General features: G+C 31.1%; 15 protein-coding genes and 1 other RNA gene. 2 read left to right on the plus strand and 14 right to left on the minus strand.

Annotation, left to right across the window (positions count from 1 at the left end; translation table 11 throughout):
• The 12 genes from ACP5FO_RS01310 to mltG form a co-directional block, all read right to left on the minus strand.
• A complete protein-coding gene (locus ACP5FO_RS01310) occupies positions 1-495 on the minus strand; it encodes a 3-isopropylmalate dehydratase small subunit (RefSeq protein WP_428107055.1) in 495 nt (164 codons plus the stop codon).
• Entirely contained in the window at positions 492-1,760 is a 1,269-nt protein-coding gene (gene leuC / locus ACP5FO_RS01315; RefSeq protein ID WP_428156907.1) for a 3-isopropylmalate dehydratase large subunit, read from the minus strand. The genes ACP5FO_RS01310 and leuC overlap by 4 nt, the downstream gene beginning before the upstream one ends.
• Positions 1,741-2,490, minus strand: a complete 750-nt coding sequence (gene cysE, locus ACP5FO_RS01320; RefSeq protein ID WP_428156917.1) for a serine O-acetyltransferase — start codon at positions 2,488-2,490, stop codon at positions 1,741-1,743. Before cysE ends, leuC begins: the two co-directional genes overlap by 20 nt.
• 65 nt (positions 2,491-2,555) lie before the next feature.
• Entirely contained in the window at positions 2,556-2,966 is a 411-nt protein-coding gene (ybeY, locus tag ACP5FO_RS01325; RefSeq protein WP_428107048.1) for an rRNA maturation RNase YbeY, read from the minus strand.
• Positions 2,963-5,146, minus strand: a complete 2,184-nt coding sequence (locus ACP5FO_RS01330; protein WP_428107045.1) for an HD family phosphohydrolase — start codon at positions 5,144-5,146, stop codon at positions 2,963-2,965. Before ACP5FO_RS01330 ends, ybeY begins: the two co-directional genes overlap by 4 nt.
• Complete coding sequence (locus ACP5FO_RS01335; protein ID WP_428107042.1) at positions 5,121-6,077, minus strand: PhoH family protein; 957 nt, start codon at positions 6,075-6,077, stop codon at positions 5,121-5,123. Before ACP5FO_RS01335 ends, ACP5FO_RS01330 begins: the two co-directional genes overlap by 26 nt.
• Before the next feature lies 1 nt (position 6,078).
• Positions 6,079-7,614: a glutamine-hydrolyzing GMP synthase gene (gene guaA / locus ACP5FO_RS01340; RefSeq protein ID WP_428107036.1), complete on the minus strand. Its 1,536-nt coding sequence runs from the start codon at positions 7,612-7,614 to the stop codon at positions 6,079-6,081.
• Positions 7,590-8,891 carry a TldD/PmbA family protein gene (locus tag ACP5FO_RS01345; RefSeq protein ID WP_428107031.1) on the minus strand — a complete coding sequence of 434 codons (1,302 nt, stop codon included), beginning with the start codon at positions 8,889-8,891 and terminating at the stop codon, positions 7,590-7,592. The genes guaA and ACP5FO_RS01345 overlap by 25 nt, the downstream gene beginning before the upstream one ends.
• Before the next feature lie 15 nt (positions 8,892-8,906).
• Complete coding sequence (locus ACP5FO_RS01350) at positions 8,907-9,920, minus strand: deoxyguanosinetriphosphate triphosphohydrolase (protein ID WP_428107026.1); 1,014 nt, start codon at positions 9,918-9,920, stop codon at positions 8,907-8,909.
• On the minus strand, positions 9,921-10,349 hold the full coding sequence (locus tag ACP5FO_RS01355; RefSeq protein WP_428107021.1) for a hypothetical protein: 429 nt from the start codon (positions 10,347-10,349) through the stop codon (positions 9,921-9,923).
• The gene (gene miaB, locus ACP5FO_RS01360; protein WP_428107017.1) at positions 10,337-11,605 is read right to left on the minus strand and encodes a tRNA (N6-isopentenyl adenosine(37)-C2)-methylthiotransferase MiaB; all 1,269 of its coding nucleotides are present in this window, start codon (positions 11,603-11,605) and stop codon (positions 10,337-10,339) included. The genes ACP5FO_RS01355 and miaB overlap by 13 nt, the downstream gene beginning before the upstream one ends.
• Positions 11,605-12,618, minus strand: a complete 1,014-nt coding sequence (gene mltG, locus ACP5FO_RS01365) for an endolytic transglycosylase MltG (RefSeq protein ID WP_428107011.1) — start codon at positions 12,616-12,618, stop codon at positions 11,605-11,607. The genes miaB and mltG overlap by 1 nt, the downstream gene beginning before the upstream one ends.
• Positions 12,619-12,708: 90 nt before the next feature.
• Here mltG and ACP5FO_RS01370 point away from each other — a divergent pair, with 90 nt between their 5' ends.
• Together ACP5FO_RS01370 and rnpB are read left to right on the plus strand one after the other, a co-directional pair.
• Positions 12,709-13,875, plus strand: a complete 1,167-nt coding sequence (locus ACP5FO_RS01370; protein WP_428107007.1) for an N-acetylmuramoyl-L-alanine amidase family protein — start codon at positions 12,709-12,711, stop codon at positions 13,873-13,875.
• A gap of 33 nt (positions 13,876-13,908) precedes the next feature.
• Positions 13,909-14,238: RNase P RNA component class A (rnpB, locus tag ACP5FO_RS01375), an RNA gene on the plus strand.
• On the opposite strand, the gene ACP5FO_RS01380 is transcribed toward rnpB, so the two are convergent.
• On the minus strand, positions 14,235-15,044 hold the full coding sequence (locus ACP5FO_RS01380; RefSeq protein WP_428107004.1) for a CheR family methyltransferase: 810 nt from the start codon (positions 15,042-15,044) through the stop codon (positions 14,235-14,237). The two genes, rnpB and ACP5FO_RS01380, sit on opposite strands and share 4 nt — an antisense overlap.
• Positions 15,045-15,923, minus strand: coding sequence for an HDOD domain-containing protein (locus ACP5FO_RS01385; RefSeq protein WP_428107000.1), 879 nt, complete (start codon positions 15,921-15,923; stop codon positions 15,045-15,047).

The raw sequence follows: 15,923 nt of genomic DNA on the forward strand, positions 1-15,923 counted from the left end.
TTAAGCTCCTTTTTGAATCATTTTTTTTGCATAATTAAACAAACCGCCGCTTTCAATCAACTCTTGCATGAATTCTGGTATAGCTGTTGCCTGGTATGTTTCGTTTTTTGTTTTATTGAAAATTTTACCAGTTTTGGTATCTATTTCTAAAATGTCACCTTCGCTTATTTTGTCTGTTTCGGGTAATTCTAAAATTGTTAAACCTATATTAAAAGCATTCCTGTAAAATATCCTTGCAAATGACTTTGCTATAACACACGATATACCAGCTGCTTTTATAGCGATTGGTGCATGTTCTCTAGATGAACCACTTCCAAAATTAAAACCAGCCACAATGCAATCACCTTTTTGTGCCTTTTTTACAAAATCCGGATCTGCATCTTCCATACAATGTTTGGCAAGTTCAGCTTCATCAGAAGTATTTAAATACCTTGCAGGTATGATTAGATCTGTATCAATATTATCTTCAAATTTCCATACTTTCGCGACAATCATTTTATCACCTCATCAGGATTTATTATTTTTCCTGCTACAGCGCTTGCTGCAACAACAGCTGGATTGGCAAGATAAACAAAAGATTTAGGCGATCCCATTCTGCCAACAAAATTTCTATTAGATGTTGACACTGCAACTTCTGAGTCAGCCAAAATACCCATGTGTCCACCAAGACATGGTCCACATGTAGGTGTGGATATAACAGCTCCTGCCTCTAAAAAGATATCAAATAAACCTTCTTTCATAGCTTGCTTGTAAATCTCAACAGTTGCAGGTATAATAATTAAGCGCACATATTTTGCCACTTTGTTGTTTTTTAAAATTTCAGCCGCAATTCTTAAATCACTTATGCGACCATTTGTACATGAACCAATAAAAGCCTGATCTATTTTTATATCTTCTTTAATCTCGCTTATGCCTTTAGTGTTTTCTGGCAAGTGTGGAAAAGCTACTTGTGGTTCAATATTTGAAGCATCAAATTCATATATTTTTGCATATTGTGCATCTTCATCGCTTTTGAATATCTCATAATCTGCAATATTTCTTTCTTTTAAATAATTAATTGTGGTTTCATCAGCTTCAATAATACCGTTTTTTCCACCTGCTTCTATTGCCATATTGCACATTGTCATCCTATCATCCATAGGTAACTCACTAATTGCGCTACCGCAAAATTCCATAGATTTATAAAGTGCACCATCAACACCAATTGTGCCAATTATTTTAAGTATAACATCTTTGCCGCCAACCCACTTATTTCTTTTTCCATTGATAATAAATTTAATGGATTCTGGAACTCTAAACCATGATTTACGTGTGGCGAAAGCAAAACCTACATCAGAACTTCCCATACCTGTTGCAAATGCACCAAAAGCTCCATGCGTACAAGTGTGTGAATCTGCACCTACTATTAACATACCAGGTTTAATATACCCCTGTTCAGGCAAAAGCGCATGCTCTATTCCCACCTCTCCTGATTCCCAGTAATGCTTTATGTTGTTTTGTTTGACAAAATCTCTCATAACTTTACACTGGTTTGCAGAGTTTATATCTTTATTTGGTGTAAAATGATCAGGTATAAGCGCTATTTTATCTTTGTTTGCTATTGCACCGCCCAAATCATTAACAAATTTTATAACAATAGGTGCTGTAACATCATTTGCAAACGCCAGATCTACATCAGCCAATATAATCTCTCCTGGCTTTACAAAATCTTTCTTTGCGTGTTTTGCAAGAATTTTTTGACTAATTGTCATTTTTTCCATTAACCCCTCCTATACCTATATCAAAACTTTTTATGTAACTTTCTATACTTTTTAACTCTTTTATATTTTTTTCTTCTTCGATTTTTATAAACTCTTTGTCACCCATGGCTTGTATTTCTTTTTCTAATTCTTCTATCCTGTGCAATAAATATCTAAACAGTTTTCCTTCAACATCAGGTAATTTTGTATGGTCAAAATCTTTGCTTTCTTCTGCAGGTTCTTTCTTAATAATTTTACCCGGTACGCCAACAACTGTTGAATTATCTGGCACTTCCCTTACCACCACACTATTTGAGCCAATTTTAGAGTTGTCTCCTATTTTAAATGCACCCAATATTTTTGCACCGCCTCCAACTACTATACTATTGCCTAAAGTTGGATGTCTTTTTACTTTTTCTAAACTAGTGCCACCAAGCGTTACACCTTGATATAGTGTAACATTATCTCCAATTTCTGCAGTTTCGCCAATTACTACACCCATTCCATGATCAATAAAAAAATTTTTTCCAATTTTTGCAGCAGGATGAATCTCAATACCTGTTAAAAATCTACTTACATGCGATGTAAATCGAGCAATTAATTTTAAATTTTTATTCCATAAATAATGCGAAAATCTATGCATCCATAAAGCATGAAGACCAGGATAACACAATACTACTTCTGGTATGCTTCGCGCTGCCGGATCTTTTTCAAAAATATTATCTATATCTTGTTTCGCTTTTTTTATCAAGTTTGTTTTTTTACCAACATAAATACCACCTACCAACAAAGGTAACGTCAATAAAAATTTATTTTTCATACTGAACTCCATTCTTTCAATACTTGTTTTTGTAAATTTACCATATTTTCATAATCTTGTACACTCTCATGTGTATATCCCAAAAGATGTAAAAAACCATGGACCATCAAAAACAATACATATTCTTCCTTATCTATACTAAGTTTTTTTGACTCTTTAGTTGCCATCTCGCAACATATAGCTATATCGCCTAGTATATTATCATCATAGCCATAAAATGACAAGACATCAGTTGCACTATTTTTTTTTCTATATTGCTTATTTAATTCTTTTATTTTATCTGTACTACAAAATAAAATATTTATTTCCTTTTTTTTTGGAATATTAAATTTTTTATATAAAAAAACTATAAATTGCTTAAAGTATAATTTTTTTTTGAGCCCGCATTCATCTATAATAGCTATCATTTATACTTTATCCTGTGATGGAATATACCAATTAGAACGCTTACAAAGCTATCAACAATTAGATTTAACTCCCTCAAAGACAAATCAGATTCATCTAATTGTCCATCTAAAAAAATCTCGTTTGTTAAGTTTTTAACATAATTTTTTAAATGCGTTGCAGTTGGTTCATTTAGATTTTTTGTAGCCGCTTCAACTTTATCTGCAAGCATAACAATACCAGACTCTTTGGATTGAGGTTTAGGTCCAGGATAGCGAAAATCTTCTTCATTTGGGTTTAAACCCATTTCTTTTGCTTTCTCATAAAAATATTTTACAGTCATTGTACCGTGATGCTGCTCAATAATATCAATTATTTGAGAACCCAACCTATATTTTTTACCTATCTCTGCACCATCTTTTACATGATTTTTAATAATTAAACTACTCACATAAGGCATAAGTCTATCATGTGGATTTTCTATATCAAACTGGTTTTCAATAAAATAAATTGGTTTTTTTGTTTTTCCTATATCATGGTAATAAGAACCTACTTTCGCAAGCAAAGAGTTCGCTCCAATTGCTTGACAGGCTGCCTCAGAAAGGCTTGATACAACTATACTGTGATGGTAAGTTCCAGGTGTTTTAATAGCCAACTCTTTTAATAAAGGATGATTTAGATTTCCAAGCTCAACAAGCTTAACGTTTGTTGCTATATCAAAAAGCCACTCAAAAATCGGCAGTATCCCACTAATAATAATTGCCGTTAGTATGCCACTTAGCGCTCCTAAACCAACACTGATTAACGTTAATGTGTTAAATATGCTATTGCTTTGAAGCATATAAAATATTATTATCAAAACAGCATTTACCAAAGATATTATAAATCCAACTTTTACAATACCTCCCCTATTTCTGTTGCCAATAAGATAAACACTTGCAATAGCACTATCTAAAAATGAGTAAATAAAGATCATAAACCTTAAACTGTTATCTACAGTAATAGAAGCTAAAATAACCGTAACTAAAGAAATGGAAATCGAGTATTTAAAACCAACGAGCAAAACACCCAGAATTGAAGCTACAGCAAAAGGTACCAGATAAAGTAAAACACTTTTTGGAAAGTCTGGCGAGTAGTAACCCACAACTACTGACAAGAAGTAAAATACCTTTATTAAAATTATTTGTAAAAGCACAATAGCGCCAGTTATTACAATCAATTTCTTGTACGGGATTTTTTCTGTGGGCCTGAGTTTTTTATAAACAAACGCCGAAGTAACAAAAAAAACAGCTAACATTAAAATAATGCCTATTAAATCTAAAAATCTGTTTTTAACTTCAAACAAAGAATTTAATGCTTTTAACTTTACATAAACGTTCTTATCTATTATGTCACCTTCTCTAACAACAACTTCACCTTTGGATAACTTTAGATATACAGGAGCTATTTTTTCTCTTGCCTGTTTTTTAAGTTCTTGAGTTTTTTCTGAATTATAGAAAGCATTTGGCTTAACTAAAGAAAAAACAAAATCGATAATTAGTTTTCTTAATTCTGAGTTTGGTACTGACCAATGCAATTTATCATACGATAGAGCTTTGGCTGTATTCAAATCAATAAACTTCTCCGTATTGGTCTCTAACCTGCTAGTTTTTAACTCTGTATTGTATATCAAAATCTGGTTTTTTACATACTGGTAGTCCGACGGTCCAGATAAAACATAATATCTATTAATATCTTTCAATATTGTGTTTGTAAATCTTAGTATTGTATTTTTATTTTTTAAAATTTTATTAAAAGTATCCAGGTCTAAATTTATTTCTAAATCCTGGTTGAATTTTTTTAAAGCAAGCGTTTTATCTTTCATGTTAGCTATATCATCAAAAGCACTATATATTTTATTGTATAAATTGTCGTAAAGTTCAGGATTGTAGTAAAAAACATTAGGTACTGCAGCTTCTGCTTGCTGAACTTTTGCATGTGTAGCATATGGATCTTCAACTAACATTGATACATTTGAGCGAATTGTTTTTGGTGCAACATCTCCAATTTTTAGAGAACTAATACCGAGTTTACTTTTTGGAACTATTAAAAAAACAATTAAAACAAAAAATACCAGTGCGAGTAAAAATTCATTTGTAATTAAATGCTGATATTTTTCAAAAAGTGCTTTTGTTTTTCTAACTATTTTTATCTCTTTTTTCATATGCTTCAACTATTTTTGATACTATCGGATTTCTTAATACATCTTCTCTTTTAAAATCAACAAAGCCAATTGATTCTATGTTTAGTTTTCTAAGTAAACTCACTGCATCAGCCAGACCGCTTTTTATATTGTGCGACAGGTCAATTTGTGTAATATCGCCTGTTATTACAACTTTTGAATCAAAACCAGTTCTTGTTAAAAACATCTTCATCTGGCTTACAGTTGTATTTTGAGCTTCATCTAAAATGATAAAAGCATTATTAAGTGTTCTGCCTCTCATATAGGCAAGCGGTTCTATTTCAATTTTTCCCTGTTCAATTAACTTTAGAGCAAGCTCGGTTTCGATACAATCATAAATGGCATCATATAATGGTTTCATATAAGGGTTAATTTTTTCATATAAAGTGCCAGGCAAAAAGCCAAGCTTTTCACCAGCTTCTACTGCTGGTCTTGTTAGTATTATTCTTTTAACTTTTTTTTCAAGCAAAGCATTAATAGCAGCAAAAACAGCAAGGTATGTTTTTCCTGTACCAGCGGGTCCAACCCCAAATATAATTGTATTTTTTTCAATAAGTTCTAAGTATTTTGCCTGATTAACATTCTTTGGCAGTATGGCTTTTATTTTTGCATGCGCTTTTGGTGAATTAAAAATTACCTTTGCGTCTAAAGTATTATTATTGTCTAACTCAGAAATTAAGCTATCTATAGCATTTTCGTCAACAAAAATACCCTTATCAACCATATCATTGATATTTTTTAAATAATTATAGGCAAGTTGAATATTTTTATCATTGCCCTTAATTAAAACTTCGCCCCCTCTAAAAATAACATAAACATTAAGTTTTTGCTCAATTTTTTTTAAAGTCTCCTTACGGTTATACAGTACATTACCCAAATATGCTGGGTCACTTAAAACAAGGCGCTTTTCCACATCACTCCCACTCAATGGTAGCTGGTGGTTTATTCGAAATATCCAGCGCCACACGATTTACTTGTTCAACTTCATTTATTATCCTTGTCGAAATAGTATTTAAAATCTCCTGAGGTAAATATGTCCAGTTAGCTGTCATACCATCTAAACTCTCCACCACTCTTACTACAATTGTATAATCGTAAGTCCTTTTGTCACCCATAACCCCGACACTTTTTAAATCAAGCAAAACCCCAAATGCTTGCCAAACTTTATTGTACAATTCGCTTTTTTTAATTTCTTCTATAATTATAGCATCAGCGTGCCTTAAAATTTCAAGCTTTTGCTTTGTAATCTCGCCTATTATTCTTATTGCCAGACCAGGACCTGGAAAAGGATGCCTGTTAATAAAAGAATCATCAAGATTAAGTTGTTTTGCAAGCTGTCTTACTTCATCTTTAAATAAAAATCTAAAAGGTTCAATAAGTTTGAATTTTAAATCTTTTGGCAATCCCCCCACATTGTGGTGACTTTTTATTACATCAGAGGGACCCTTTACAGCAACACTTTCTATGACATCAGGATATAATGTACCCTGTGCTAAATACTCAATGTTACCTAATTTTAACACAAAATCCCTAAATACGTCAATAAAAGTATGACCTATAATCTTACGTTTTTGTTCTGGATCTTTTATTTTTTCCAATCTTGTTAAAAACAATTCACTTGCATCAATATAGTTTATTTTAATTCCTAATTTTTCAAAAGCCTTTTGCACGCTTACCTCTTCGTTTTGGCGCAAAAGACCATTATTTATGAAAATCGGTATTACATTATCACCTATTGCTTTATTTAGTAATACTACCAAAACAGAAGAATCCACACCACCTGATATTGCACATAAAACTTTCTTATCTTTTACTTCCTGTTTTATATCATTAATAGTATTTTCCAGAAAATCAACCATATTCCAATCTTTGCTTATGCCGCATATGCGCGAAACAAAATTTTCAAGAATAACATTGCCATTTTGAGTATGGGAAACTTCTGGGTGAAATTGGATTGACCATATTTTTTTGTCTAAATTTCTAATAGCAGCATACGGTGAATTTTGCGTATGTGATATTGTTTCAAAACCTTCTGGTAGTTTATCAATTCTATCTGCATGCGACATCCATACAATATTTTCATTTTTTATATTAAAAAATAAATCATCCTGTTTATCAATGTAGATTTTTGAATAACCGTATTCTCTTTTTTGGGCCCATGCAACATTTCCTTTAAACTTTTCTGCTATAAGTTGCATACCGTAACATATTCCAAGTATTGGAACATTCAATTCATAAATAGAATTATCTGGTTTTGGTGCATTTTTTTCATAAACACTAAAAGGCGATCCTGACAAAATTATACCTTTTATGTTGCCGCTTGGTTTTGCATTGTATGGTAAAATCTCGGCATAATATCCCATCTGTCTTATGCGTCTTGCGATTAGTTGAGTATATTGAGATCCAAAATCCAAAATTACTAAACTCAATTTTCTCCTCCAATAACACAATCTGCAACCCAAACACTTGGGCTACCCACAGAACCAGTAAAATATAGGTCATTAGCTACTGTCATTATTTTATTTAAAATATTATAAAAATTATCAGAAAATGTTGAAGCTTTTATATAGTGAGCCTTTTGGCCAGATTCAATTAAAAACCCATTTACGCCTAGCGAAAAATCTCCACTTACAGGATTTGCCATATGCATTCCCATTATCTCTGTTATGTAAAAACCGTCAATGCTATCAAATAAATCTTGTAAACTTTTTTCAGATGGTTTTAAATAAAAATTAGCAGGGCCAACCTTAATTGGGTTTACAAAACCATAACGCTTTGCATTTGCTGTATTTTGACTTTTTAGTTTGTTACTCGTGTAAGTATTATGCAAGAATGTTTTTAATTCTCCATTTTCAACTACTATTGTGTGTGTTTTTTTAATTCCTTCTTCATCAACAAAAAACTTTATACCACCTTTTGCAAAAAAATCATCTATTATGCTTATTGAACTCGAAAATGCCTTTTTGCCTAATTCTAACTTTGTGGTTTTGTCAATAACGCTTTGCGCGCTAAAAATATTAAAAAAGTACCTAAGCATGTAAGACATTACTTCATTGGATAGTATAACGCTTAACTTTTTTGTAGAAAAACTTGATGGTGATAGTTTTTCTATTGCTCTGATCGACGCAGTTTTGGCAATATTTTCAAAATCAATTTCATCTAAACTAAAACCTTTTTGATCATACCAGCCTATTTCTTCTATCTTGTCTTTGGCAAGAACACTTACCTGAGCATCTACTGCGTTGTAAGCCTGATGAGATTTAAGACCATATGAATTCATTAACCAGACGTGTTTTTCAATTGTATTTATAGAAGAAGATTTAACATTCTGTATGCGTTTATCTGCATTTTTTGCAATTGAACTCATCTCGTATACTGCATCTTTGATTTTTGTTTCATCAATTGAGTTAATCTCGCTAAAGCTTAACTCTTCGTTTAATTGTGGCAAAATTTGCGCATCAATTTTTTTTGAAAAATTTATGGAAGATGCTTTATCTATAAGATCTTCAATTCTTTTTTCATCATTTATAGTAGAATTTACAAAAAACACAAATTTACCTTTTATTAAGCGCAAAGCAACGCCTATTGTTTCAGTCAAACCCTTTGAAAAATCAGTTTCATTTTTTAAATCAAATGACTTTTCTAATATTTTTTCAATGTATATTTCGCATTGACTAAAGCCTTTCTTTTTTGAATAATCAATTAGTTTTTCAGCAAATTTAAACACACTATCCCCCTAATTTTAAGTAATTACCCATGATTTTGGTATAAAAATTTTATAGTACAAATCCATTGCATATCTATCTGTCATACCAGATATGTAATCTGCAACTGACTCTTCTTTTGTAGAGCCATATTGAATTATTAAATCAATATTTTCCATAAAATACTCAAATAAATCACTAATAATTTTAGAACTTTTTGATATTTCGCTTTGTATTACATCCGACATATATACATTTTCAAATAAAAAATCTCTTAATTCATTCAAACACTCAAGTATATCATTTTCCATTAAAATTTGCTGATAATTAGACTCTTTTGTCTGTTTTATAACACTTTTTACCATTTTAGTTATCCTTTTTGAGTGTGTATCACCAAGAACACTTGATAGTTTTTGTGGTATTTTGTCTATAATTTTTGCACGTTGCGCATCGTCAATATCGTGATTTACATAAGCAATAATATCTGCTATTCGCACAATTTGTCCTTCAAGCGTAATAGCAGAATTTTTTTTGTCAAGCAAAATATTACCCCTGCCCTTTGAGTGTTTTAATATGCCATCTCTGACTTCGTATGTTAAATTCAATCCCTTACCATCCTTTTCAAGTATATCAACTACTCTCAAGCTTTGAAACCAGTGTTTGAACTTACCATGTGTTTTTTTATTTAAAACAGCTTCACCTGCATGACCAAACGGCGTATGACCCAGATCGTGAGCTAAACTTATTGCTTCTGTAAGTGTTTCGTTGAGTTCTAAGGCAACAGCAATCGTTCTTGCAACCTGAGATACTTCAAGTGTATGTGTCATACGTGTCCTGTAATGGTCACCAAGAGGAGAAAAAAATACCTGTGTCTTATGTTTTAGCCTGCGAAACGATTTTGAGTGAATTATTCTATCCCTATCCCGCATATAATCAGTTCTGATATCGTCTTTTTCTTCTGGTTTTAATCTGCCTCTTGTCTGACTTGATTTTGCAGCGAATTCACACAAATAGAGCTCTTCGTTTTTTTCTATGCGCTCTCTGATGTTCAATCAACCCCCCAAAAAGCGTTTAACAAAATCAAGCCAGCAATACTCAATAGGATCTACAAAACATGTGTCTTTTTTAATATAAAAATCAGCTTTAGCTAAAAGTCCAATTAAAAAAGCATCTTGAGTACATATTGTCATTTTTATATCTTGCAGGTCTTGTGTTTCTAGAATTAAATAAGCACTTAAATTTTCCACATCTTCTATCACAACAGACTTAACTTTTATGCCCAGCGCATCTATAAAATTTAAAAAAACTTCGTATACAGTATTTTTTGGAACATATGTTTGATAAAGCAGCAAATTAACAAACTTTGCTCTTTCGGATGAAAGGGCAAACGCATAGTAGTCGCTATTTTCATCTTCAAAAATTATTTGCGTTTGATTTTTATTGTCGCCAAACATTAAATCCCTAACTTCTAATTTGTACATATTTCACCATTTAAACTATGCTTATTTATTTTTTTTATTTTTGCAAAAACTATATCGCCTTCTTTTAAAGTAAAATCTACATTATCTATATTCACGATTTTGTTTGTTCTAGTTCTTCCCTGCATTTGGTTAGCTAACTTTGCTTTCGAATCAAGCAATACTTCTTCAATATTACCAAAGTAACGATTATTTATTTGCTTGCTTATTTTTGATTGAATCTCTTGAACCATCAACAGTCTTTCGTTTTTTTCCTCTTCGCTAACTTGATTAGGCATAAGACTTGCTTTGGCAAAAGGCCTATTAGAATATTTAAATGAATAAATTTCATCGAACTGAATTTCTTTTAACGCAAAAATAGTTTTTTTAAAATCATCTTTTGTTTCCTGCGGAAAACCTACTATAATATCACTTGTAACTGAACCTTTAGGATTGTACTTTCTAAAATATTCAATTTTTTTAGCAAACTCTTTAAAATTGTACCTTCTTCGCATCAATCTTAAAATTCTATCAGAACCAGATTGCAATGGCAAATGCAAATGCTCACAGGCTTTTTCAAATTCAGATATTGCTATAGCCAAATCTTCTCCGAAGTCTTTTGGATGAGATGTTATAAATCTTATCCTTTTTAACTTTTCAATTTTGTTTATCATTTCCAACAATCCAATAAAATTTAACCCCTCATAATTATATGAATTCACATTCTGACCTAATAATATAACTTCTTTTCCACCAAATTCAACTATTTCTTTAATTTCTTCTAAAATTGATTTATACGAGCGTGAAACCTCCCGTAGTCTTGTATATGGTACTACACAATAGGTGCAAAAATTATTGCATCCGTAAGTTATATCAACATAAGCTCTTATGTTTTTTAAATGACCAAATACATAGTCAGGATTTTGTATTGTATTAGAAATAAATGTTCCTTTTATGCCATCATTAAATAGTTGTTTAAATTCATAAAGTGATGTTGTGCCTAAAACAACATCAGATATTTTAGAAAGTTCTTCTGGATAAATTTGCGCTACACAACCCATGGAAATAAACTTAGCCTTTTTGTTTAAGTTTTTTATTCTGCCGATTTCGCTAAATATCTTCCTTTCAGACTTTTCTCTAACAGCACAAGAATTCACAATAACAATATCTGCATCTTTAACATTAGATATCTCATAGCCATTTTCTTGTAAAATTGATTCAATTTTTTCTGAATCCCTCTCATTCATTTGACAGCCAAATGTCTTGATGTAGTATTTCATTAATTTTTTCCTTTCTGATATATATCTACCCAATAATTCTGCTGTTTTAGAGTTGTAGAAAAAACATGCCTGCCATCATTTTTTGAAACAAAGTAAAAATATTTGGTTTTAGCAGGTTCAAATGCTGCTTTTAAAGATTGATAGCTTGGACTACAAATTGGTGTTGGAGGTAAACCTTTGTATATATATGTGTTATATTTATTTTTTGGATTTTCTAAATCTTTTAATGTTAATTTTCCATTAAAGTTTTTTATACCATATATAACAGAAGAATCGATTTGCAAAAGCATGTGCTTTTGCAACCTATTGTAAATAACGCTTGCAATTAGTGGTCTTTCAGAGTTTACTTTTGCTTCTTTTTCTACCATAGATGCAACTATTACTTTATCATATAAACTTTTATTAATATGATTAAAGTCTGCAAAATTCGAAAAATCTTTTTTAAATAATTCAAACATAAGCTTTAACAAAACAGACGGATTTTCTTTTTTTTCAATAAAATAGTCACCAGCACCCAAAAAACCTTCCATATTAGATGCATTATAGCCAAGTAATTTGTAAGAGTATGATTTAGAATTTGCTAACTTGTAAAATTCGTTACCATCAAAACCAAGTCGATTAAGTCTATGCGCAATGCTTTCTATATCAAAACCTGGCGGTATGGTAAATATTACATCATTTTTATTTTCGCCAATAAGTTCTTTGAGTGTTTGTTTTGGTGAATTGTTTGTATAAAAAACATGAACGCCCGATTTTATATCTTTAGATTTACCAGACAAACGTACATAATAATAAAACCAATCGTATCTTTTTATCAAGCCATTTTTTTCCAATTTTTCAGATACAGACAAAACAGGCTCATTTGGGGTAATAATTATATAAATCTTTTTCTTTACACTAGAATTAGGTGCGTTTATAAAACTATTGAAAGAAATTACAGCGTAAACGACAAAAACTAAAGCTATAAAAAGTAGAATTGAATTAAATATTATTAATTTTTTAAGCTTTTTCATTTAAGGTACATTTTTAAAAAATCAAAACTCAATTCAAAAACTCCAAAAACGCCTTGCAATAAAAATCGAATGTTAGTATAATGGTAAATAATGAAAAAAGCAACTGTTTTTATTGCATTGTTTGTTCTATTATTGACATCAAACGCTTTTAGCTTAACTCTTAAGACACTAAATATAGTAAAAATTTCCCAGACAAAGCAAACAATAATTCTCCAATTTGACAATTTAGAAAATTATACGTACATTAGGCTTTCAAATAACCTTTTTTATATAGGTACTGATAATTGCCTTATAAATGCCACTTTAAAATCAGACTATGATGTAGAAAATATTATATTAAAACAACTTTCTAATCAAACACGTATATATTTTAAATTAAATGATAAAAATCAATACAACATAAAAATTTCTAAACCAAACAAAAATACTCTGGTAATAAACCTATTTCTATCGCAAGAAAATAAAACTGCAAATGAAGAACAATTAAGCCCAAATACACAAGAAGATACTCAAGAAAATCAAACTAGTAAAGATAAGCAACCTATTATATTAGCACCCATAAAATTGCCTTCATATAATCCAAAAAATATTACCATTGTCCTTGATCCAGGCCATGGTGGCAAAGATTCAGGTGCAGTTGGTGTAGGTGGTCTAAAAGAAAAAGATGTAGTTTTAAGCATAGCACAATACTGTGCAAATATTTTAAAAGAAAAAGGTTTCAAAGTAATTTTAACTCGATATAATGATGTTTTTATACCACTCGCACAGAGGGTAAAAATTGCAAATGATGAAAAAGCAAATCTATTTGTATCAATTCACGCTAATGCTTCACTTGATCCTTCTGCAAGAGGAATGGAAGTGTTTTTTTTAAATGCTACAAGTAATCAAAAAGCTCTAAGAATAGCGGCATTAGAAAACGATGTACCGCTAGAGCAAATGGGTACAATAAATAAAATTATAATATCTCTTATAAATCAAGCAAAATTAAAAGAATCAGCGGTACTTGCCAAGGATGTAGATGATTCTGTATTTACACTTGCAAAACCAGAATACACTGGTTTAATAAATAGAGGTATAGACCAGGCACCGTTCTATGTGCTTGTAGGTACAAATTGCCCCTCAATTTTAATTGAAACACTTTTTATAACAAATCCCAAAGACAATGAATATTTAAAAGATCCAAGCTATCAGCAAATCATTGCAAAAGGTATAGCAGATGGTCTAATAAAATATTTAGATACATACAAAAACAATTGACAATAAAAAGTTTAACACTATATTTAATAATGGGCAAGTAGGCGTAGGGTCGCTAGCTTAAAACTAGAGGAAAGTCCAGGCTCTATCGGATCGAAGCGCCTTTAAAAAGGTTGGAGCAATCCACAGGAAAGCGCAACAGAAAAGAAATTTCTTAAAGCTAATGCGTTAAGAAAAAGTGAAATGGTGAGGTAAGAGCTCACCGCACACCCAGTAATGGTTGTGGCATTGCAAGCCCCACTTAGAGCAAGACCAAATAGAGAGATTGGCCTGATCCGAGCCTATAATCTCTGGGTAGGTCGCTTAGATAAATGACCCTAAAGGATTTAATCCTTACAGAACCTGGCTTATAGCCTGCTTGCCTAATCTTCTTTTTTGTAAGCTAATGCCTGTTTAAAATGTACAAGCTTAAGGTTTGTGTTTAACCTTGATATTGATTCTGTAGCACCTAAAAACAAATATCCGTTTTTATTTAAAATATGATTATAAATTTTATCTATAACCTTTTGACGAGATTCATTGTTAAAATAAATCAAAACATTTCTTAAAAAAATAATATCCATGTTGCCAACAGTGTTTAAATCTTTGTCTTCTACAATATTTACTTGTCTAAAAACTACTTTATTTTTAACAAAACTTTTTATCCTATAAGTGTTTTTCTCAATGTCAAAGTATTTTTGTTTTAAGGCATTTGAGAGCTCTTTTAGGGCATATTCATTATAAACTCCATTTTTTGCTTTCTCTAAAACTTCAATGCTAATATCTGATGCTAAGATTCTTGCTGGAATATTTGCTCCATACTTTTCCACTAAAGCAATTGCTAGAGTGTATGCTTCTTCACCACTTGAGCAAGCAGCGCTCCATATGTTCAGTATAGGTTTTTGTTTTAACAATTCACTAACAACAATATCACTAAATACTTCGATTTGCTGTAGATGCCTAAAAAAATAAGTCTCATTAATTGTTATAGCGTCAAATAGGTTGCATAACTCATCTTTATTTGTTTTTAAAAACCTTAAATAATCTTCATAATTGCGTAATCTTAATTCTTGTATGCGCTTAGTGAGCTTATTTTCAAGCAAATATTTTTTACTAATTTCAAAAAATATGCCAGATTTTTCATAAATAAAGTCTCTTAAGTTTTCGAATATTTCAGGGTCAATTTCGGGCATTTAGTACAACTCCTTAAAATAAGTCTTTTTGGCCTCATCGATTTGCTCAAAAAGTTTAAAAGTAAATAATGCCAAATCAATTCTTTTAGAAACTTCTATATTTTGTGTTATAATTTGCCATCCTTCTTGATTTTCTATTAAAAATCTTGAATAGTTACCACCAAAACCCATGCCTTCTGAGTAAGTGAGTAAATCTGCAACGCTTATTATAGATGCCATTACTTGATTTTTTGCTTTTTTTGGCGTGTGGTGATTTACCACAGCATCAATTAACTCTTCTGGCAAATTCCATCGCTTTAGCAATTTTTCTGCCAAATCGCAGTGCGTTATGCCAAAAAGTTCAACTTCTGACTCATAGAATGATTTATTCTTTTTGTATGCATAATTTAAAGTTCTATCAAAATCGTCCTGGTCATATAAATCCAATATTACTTTTCCTATATCGTGTATAACGCCAGCGGAAAACTCTAAGCCACCAGATTGAAAATTCAAAATATTGGCAATAATCTTTGCTGTTATGCCACAACCAAACGAGTGGTCCAAGAATTGATTTGGGTTAAACCTTTTGCTTACAGGAAATTTTTTCATAGTAGAAAGTAAAGCTGAAGCTATGACAATATTTTCTATTTGCACAAAACCAAGCAAATTTATTGCATGAATAAGAGAAGAAACTTTCCCGTGAAGACCATAAAAAGGAGAATTTGCAGTCTTTAAAATTTGTGATACCAAAGCAGGATCTTTTTGAATAAGGTCGTACAGATTTTTTGCGGATGTTGATTCTTTTCTCAACAAATATGTAATTTCAAGGGCAATTTGCGGGAAAGCAGGCAAATTTTCAATGGATTCTAAGCTATTGTACAATTTTTCTACATTATTCAT

Source organism: Desulfurella sp., assembly GCF_049977265.1.
Lineage (GTDB): Bacteria > Campylobacterota_A > Desulfurellia > Desulfurellales > Desulfurellaceae > Desulfurella.

What these genes read in the sequence shown, in the direction of transcription:
- ACP5FO_RS01310 (WP_428107055.1), bottom strand. Translation starts at nt 495, where the DNA reads ATGATTGTCGCGAAAGTATGGAAATTTGAAGATAATATTGATACAGAT.
- leuC (WP_428156907.1), bottom strand. Translation starts at nt 1,760, where the DNA reads ATGGAAAAAATGACAATTAGTCAAAAAATTCTTGCAAAACACGCAAAG.
- ybeY (WP_428107048.1), bottom strand. Translation starts at nt 2,966, where the DNA reads ATGATAGCTATTATAGATGAATGCGGGCTCAAAAAAAAATTATACTTT.
- ACP5FO_RS01330 (WP_428107045.1), bottom strand. Translation starts at nt 5,146, where the DNA reads ATGAAAAAAGAGATAAAAATAGTTAGAAAAACAAAAGCACTTTTTGAA.
- ACP5FO_RS01355 (WP_428107021.1), bottom strand. Translation starts at nt 10,349, where the DNA reads ATGTACAAATTAGAAGTTAGGGATTTAATGTTTGGCGACAATAAAAAT.
- miaB (WP_428107017.1), bottom strand. Translation starts at nt 11,605, where the DNA reads ATGAAATACTACATCAAGACATTTGGCTGTCAAATGAATGAGAGGGAT.
- mltG (WP_428107011.1), bottom strand. Translation starts at nt 12,618, where the DNA reads ATGAAAAAGCTTAAAAAATTAATAATATTTAATTCAATTCTACTTTTT.
- ACP5FO_RS01370 (WP_428107007.1), top strand. Translation starts at nt 12,709, where the DNA reads ATGAAAAAAGCAACTGTTTTTATTGCATTGTTTGTTCTATTATTGACA.
- ACP5FO_RS01380 (WP_428107004.1), bottom strand. Translation starts at nt 15,044, where the DNA reads ATGCCCGAAATTGACCCTGAAATATTCGAAAACTTAAGAGACTTTATT.
- ACP5FO_RS01385 (WP_428107000.1), bottom strand. Translation starts at nt 15,923, where the DNA reads ATGAATAATGTAGAAAAATTGTACAATAGCTTAGAATCCATTGAAAAT.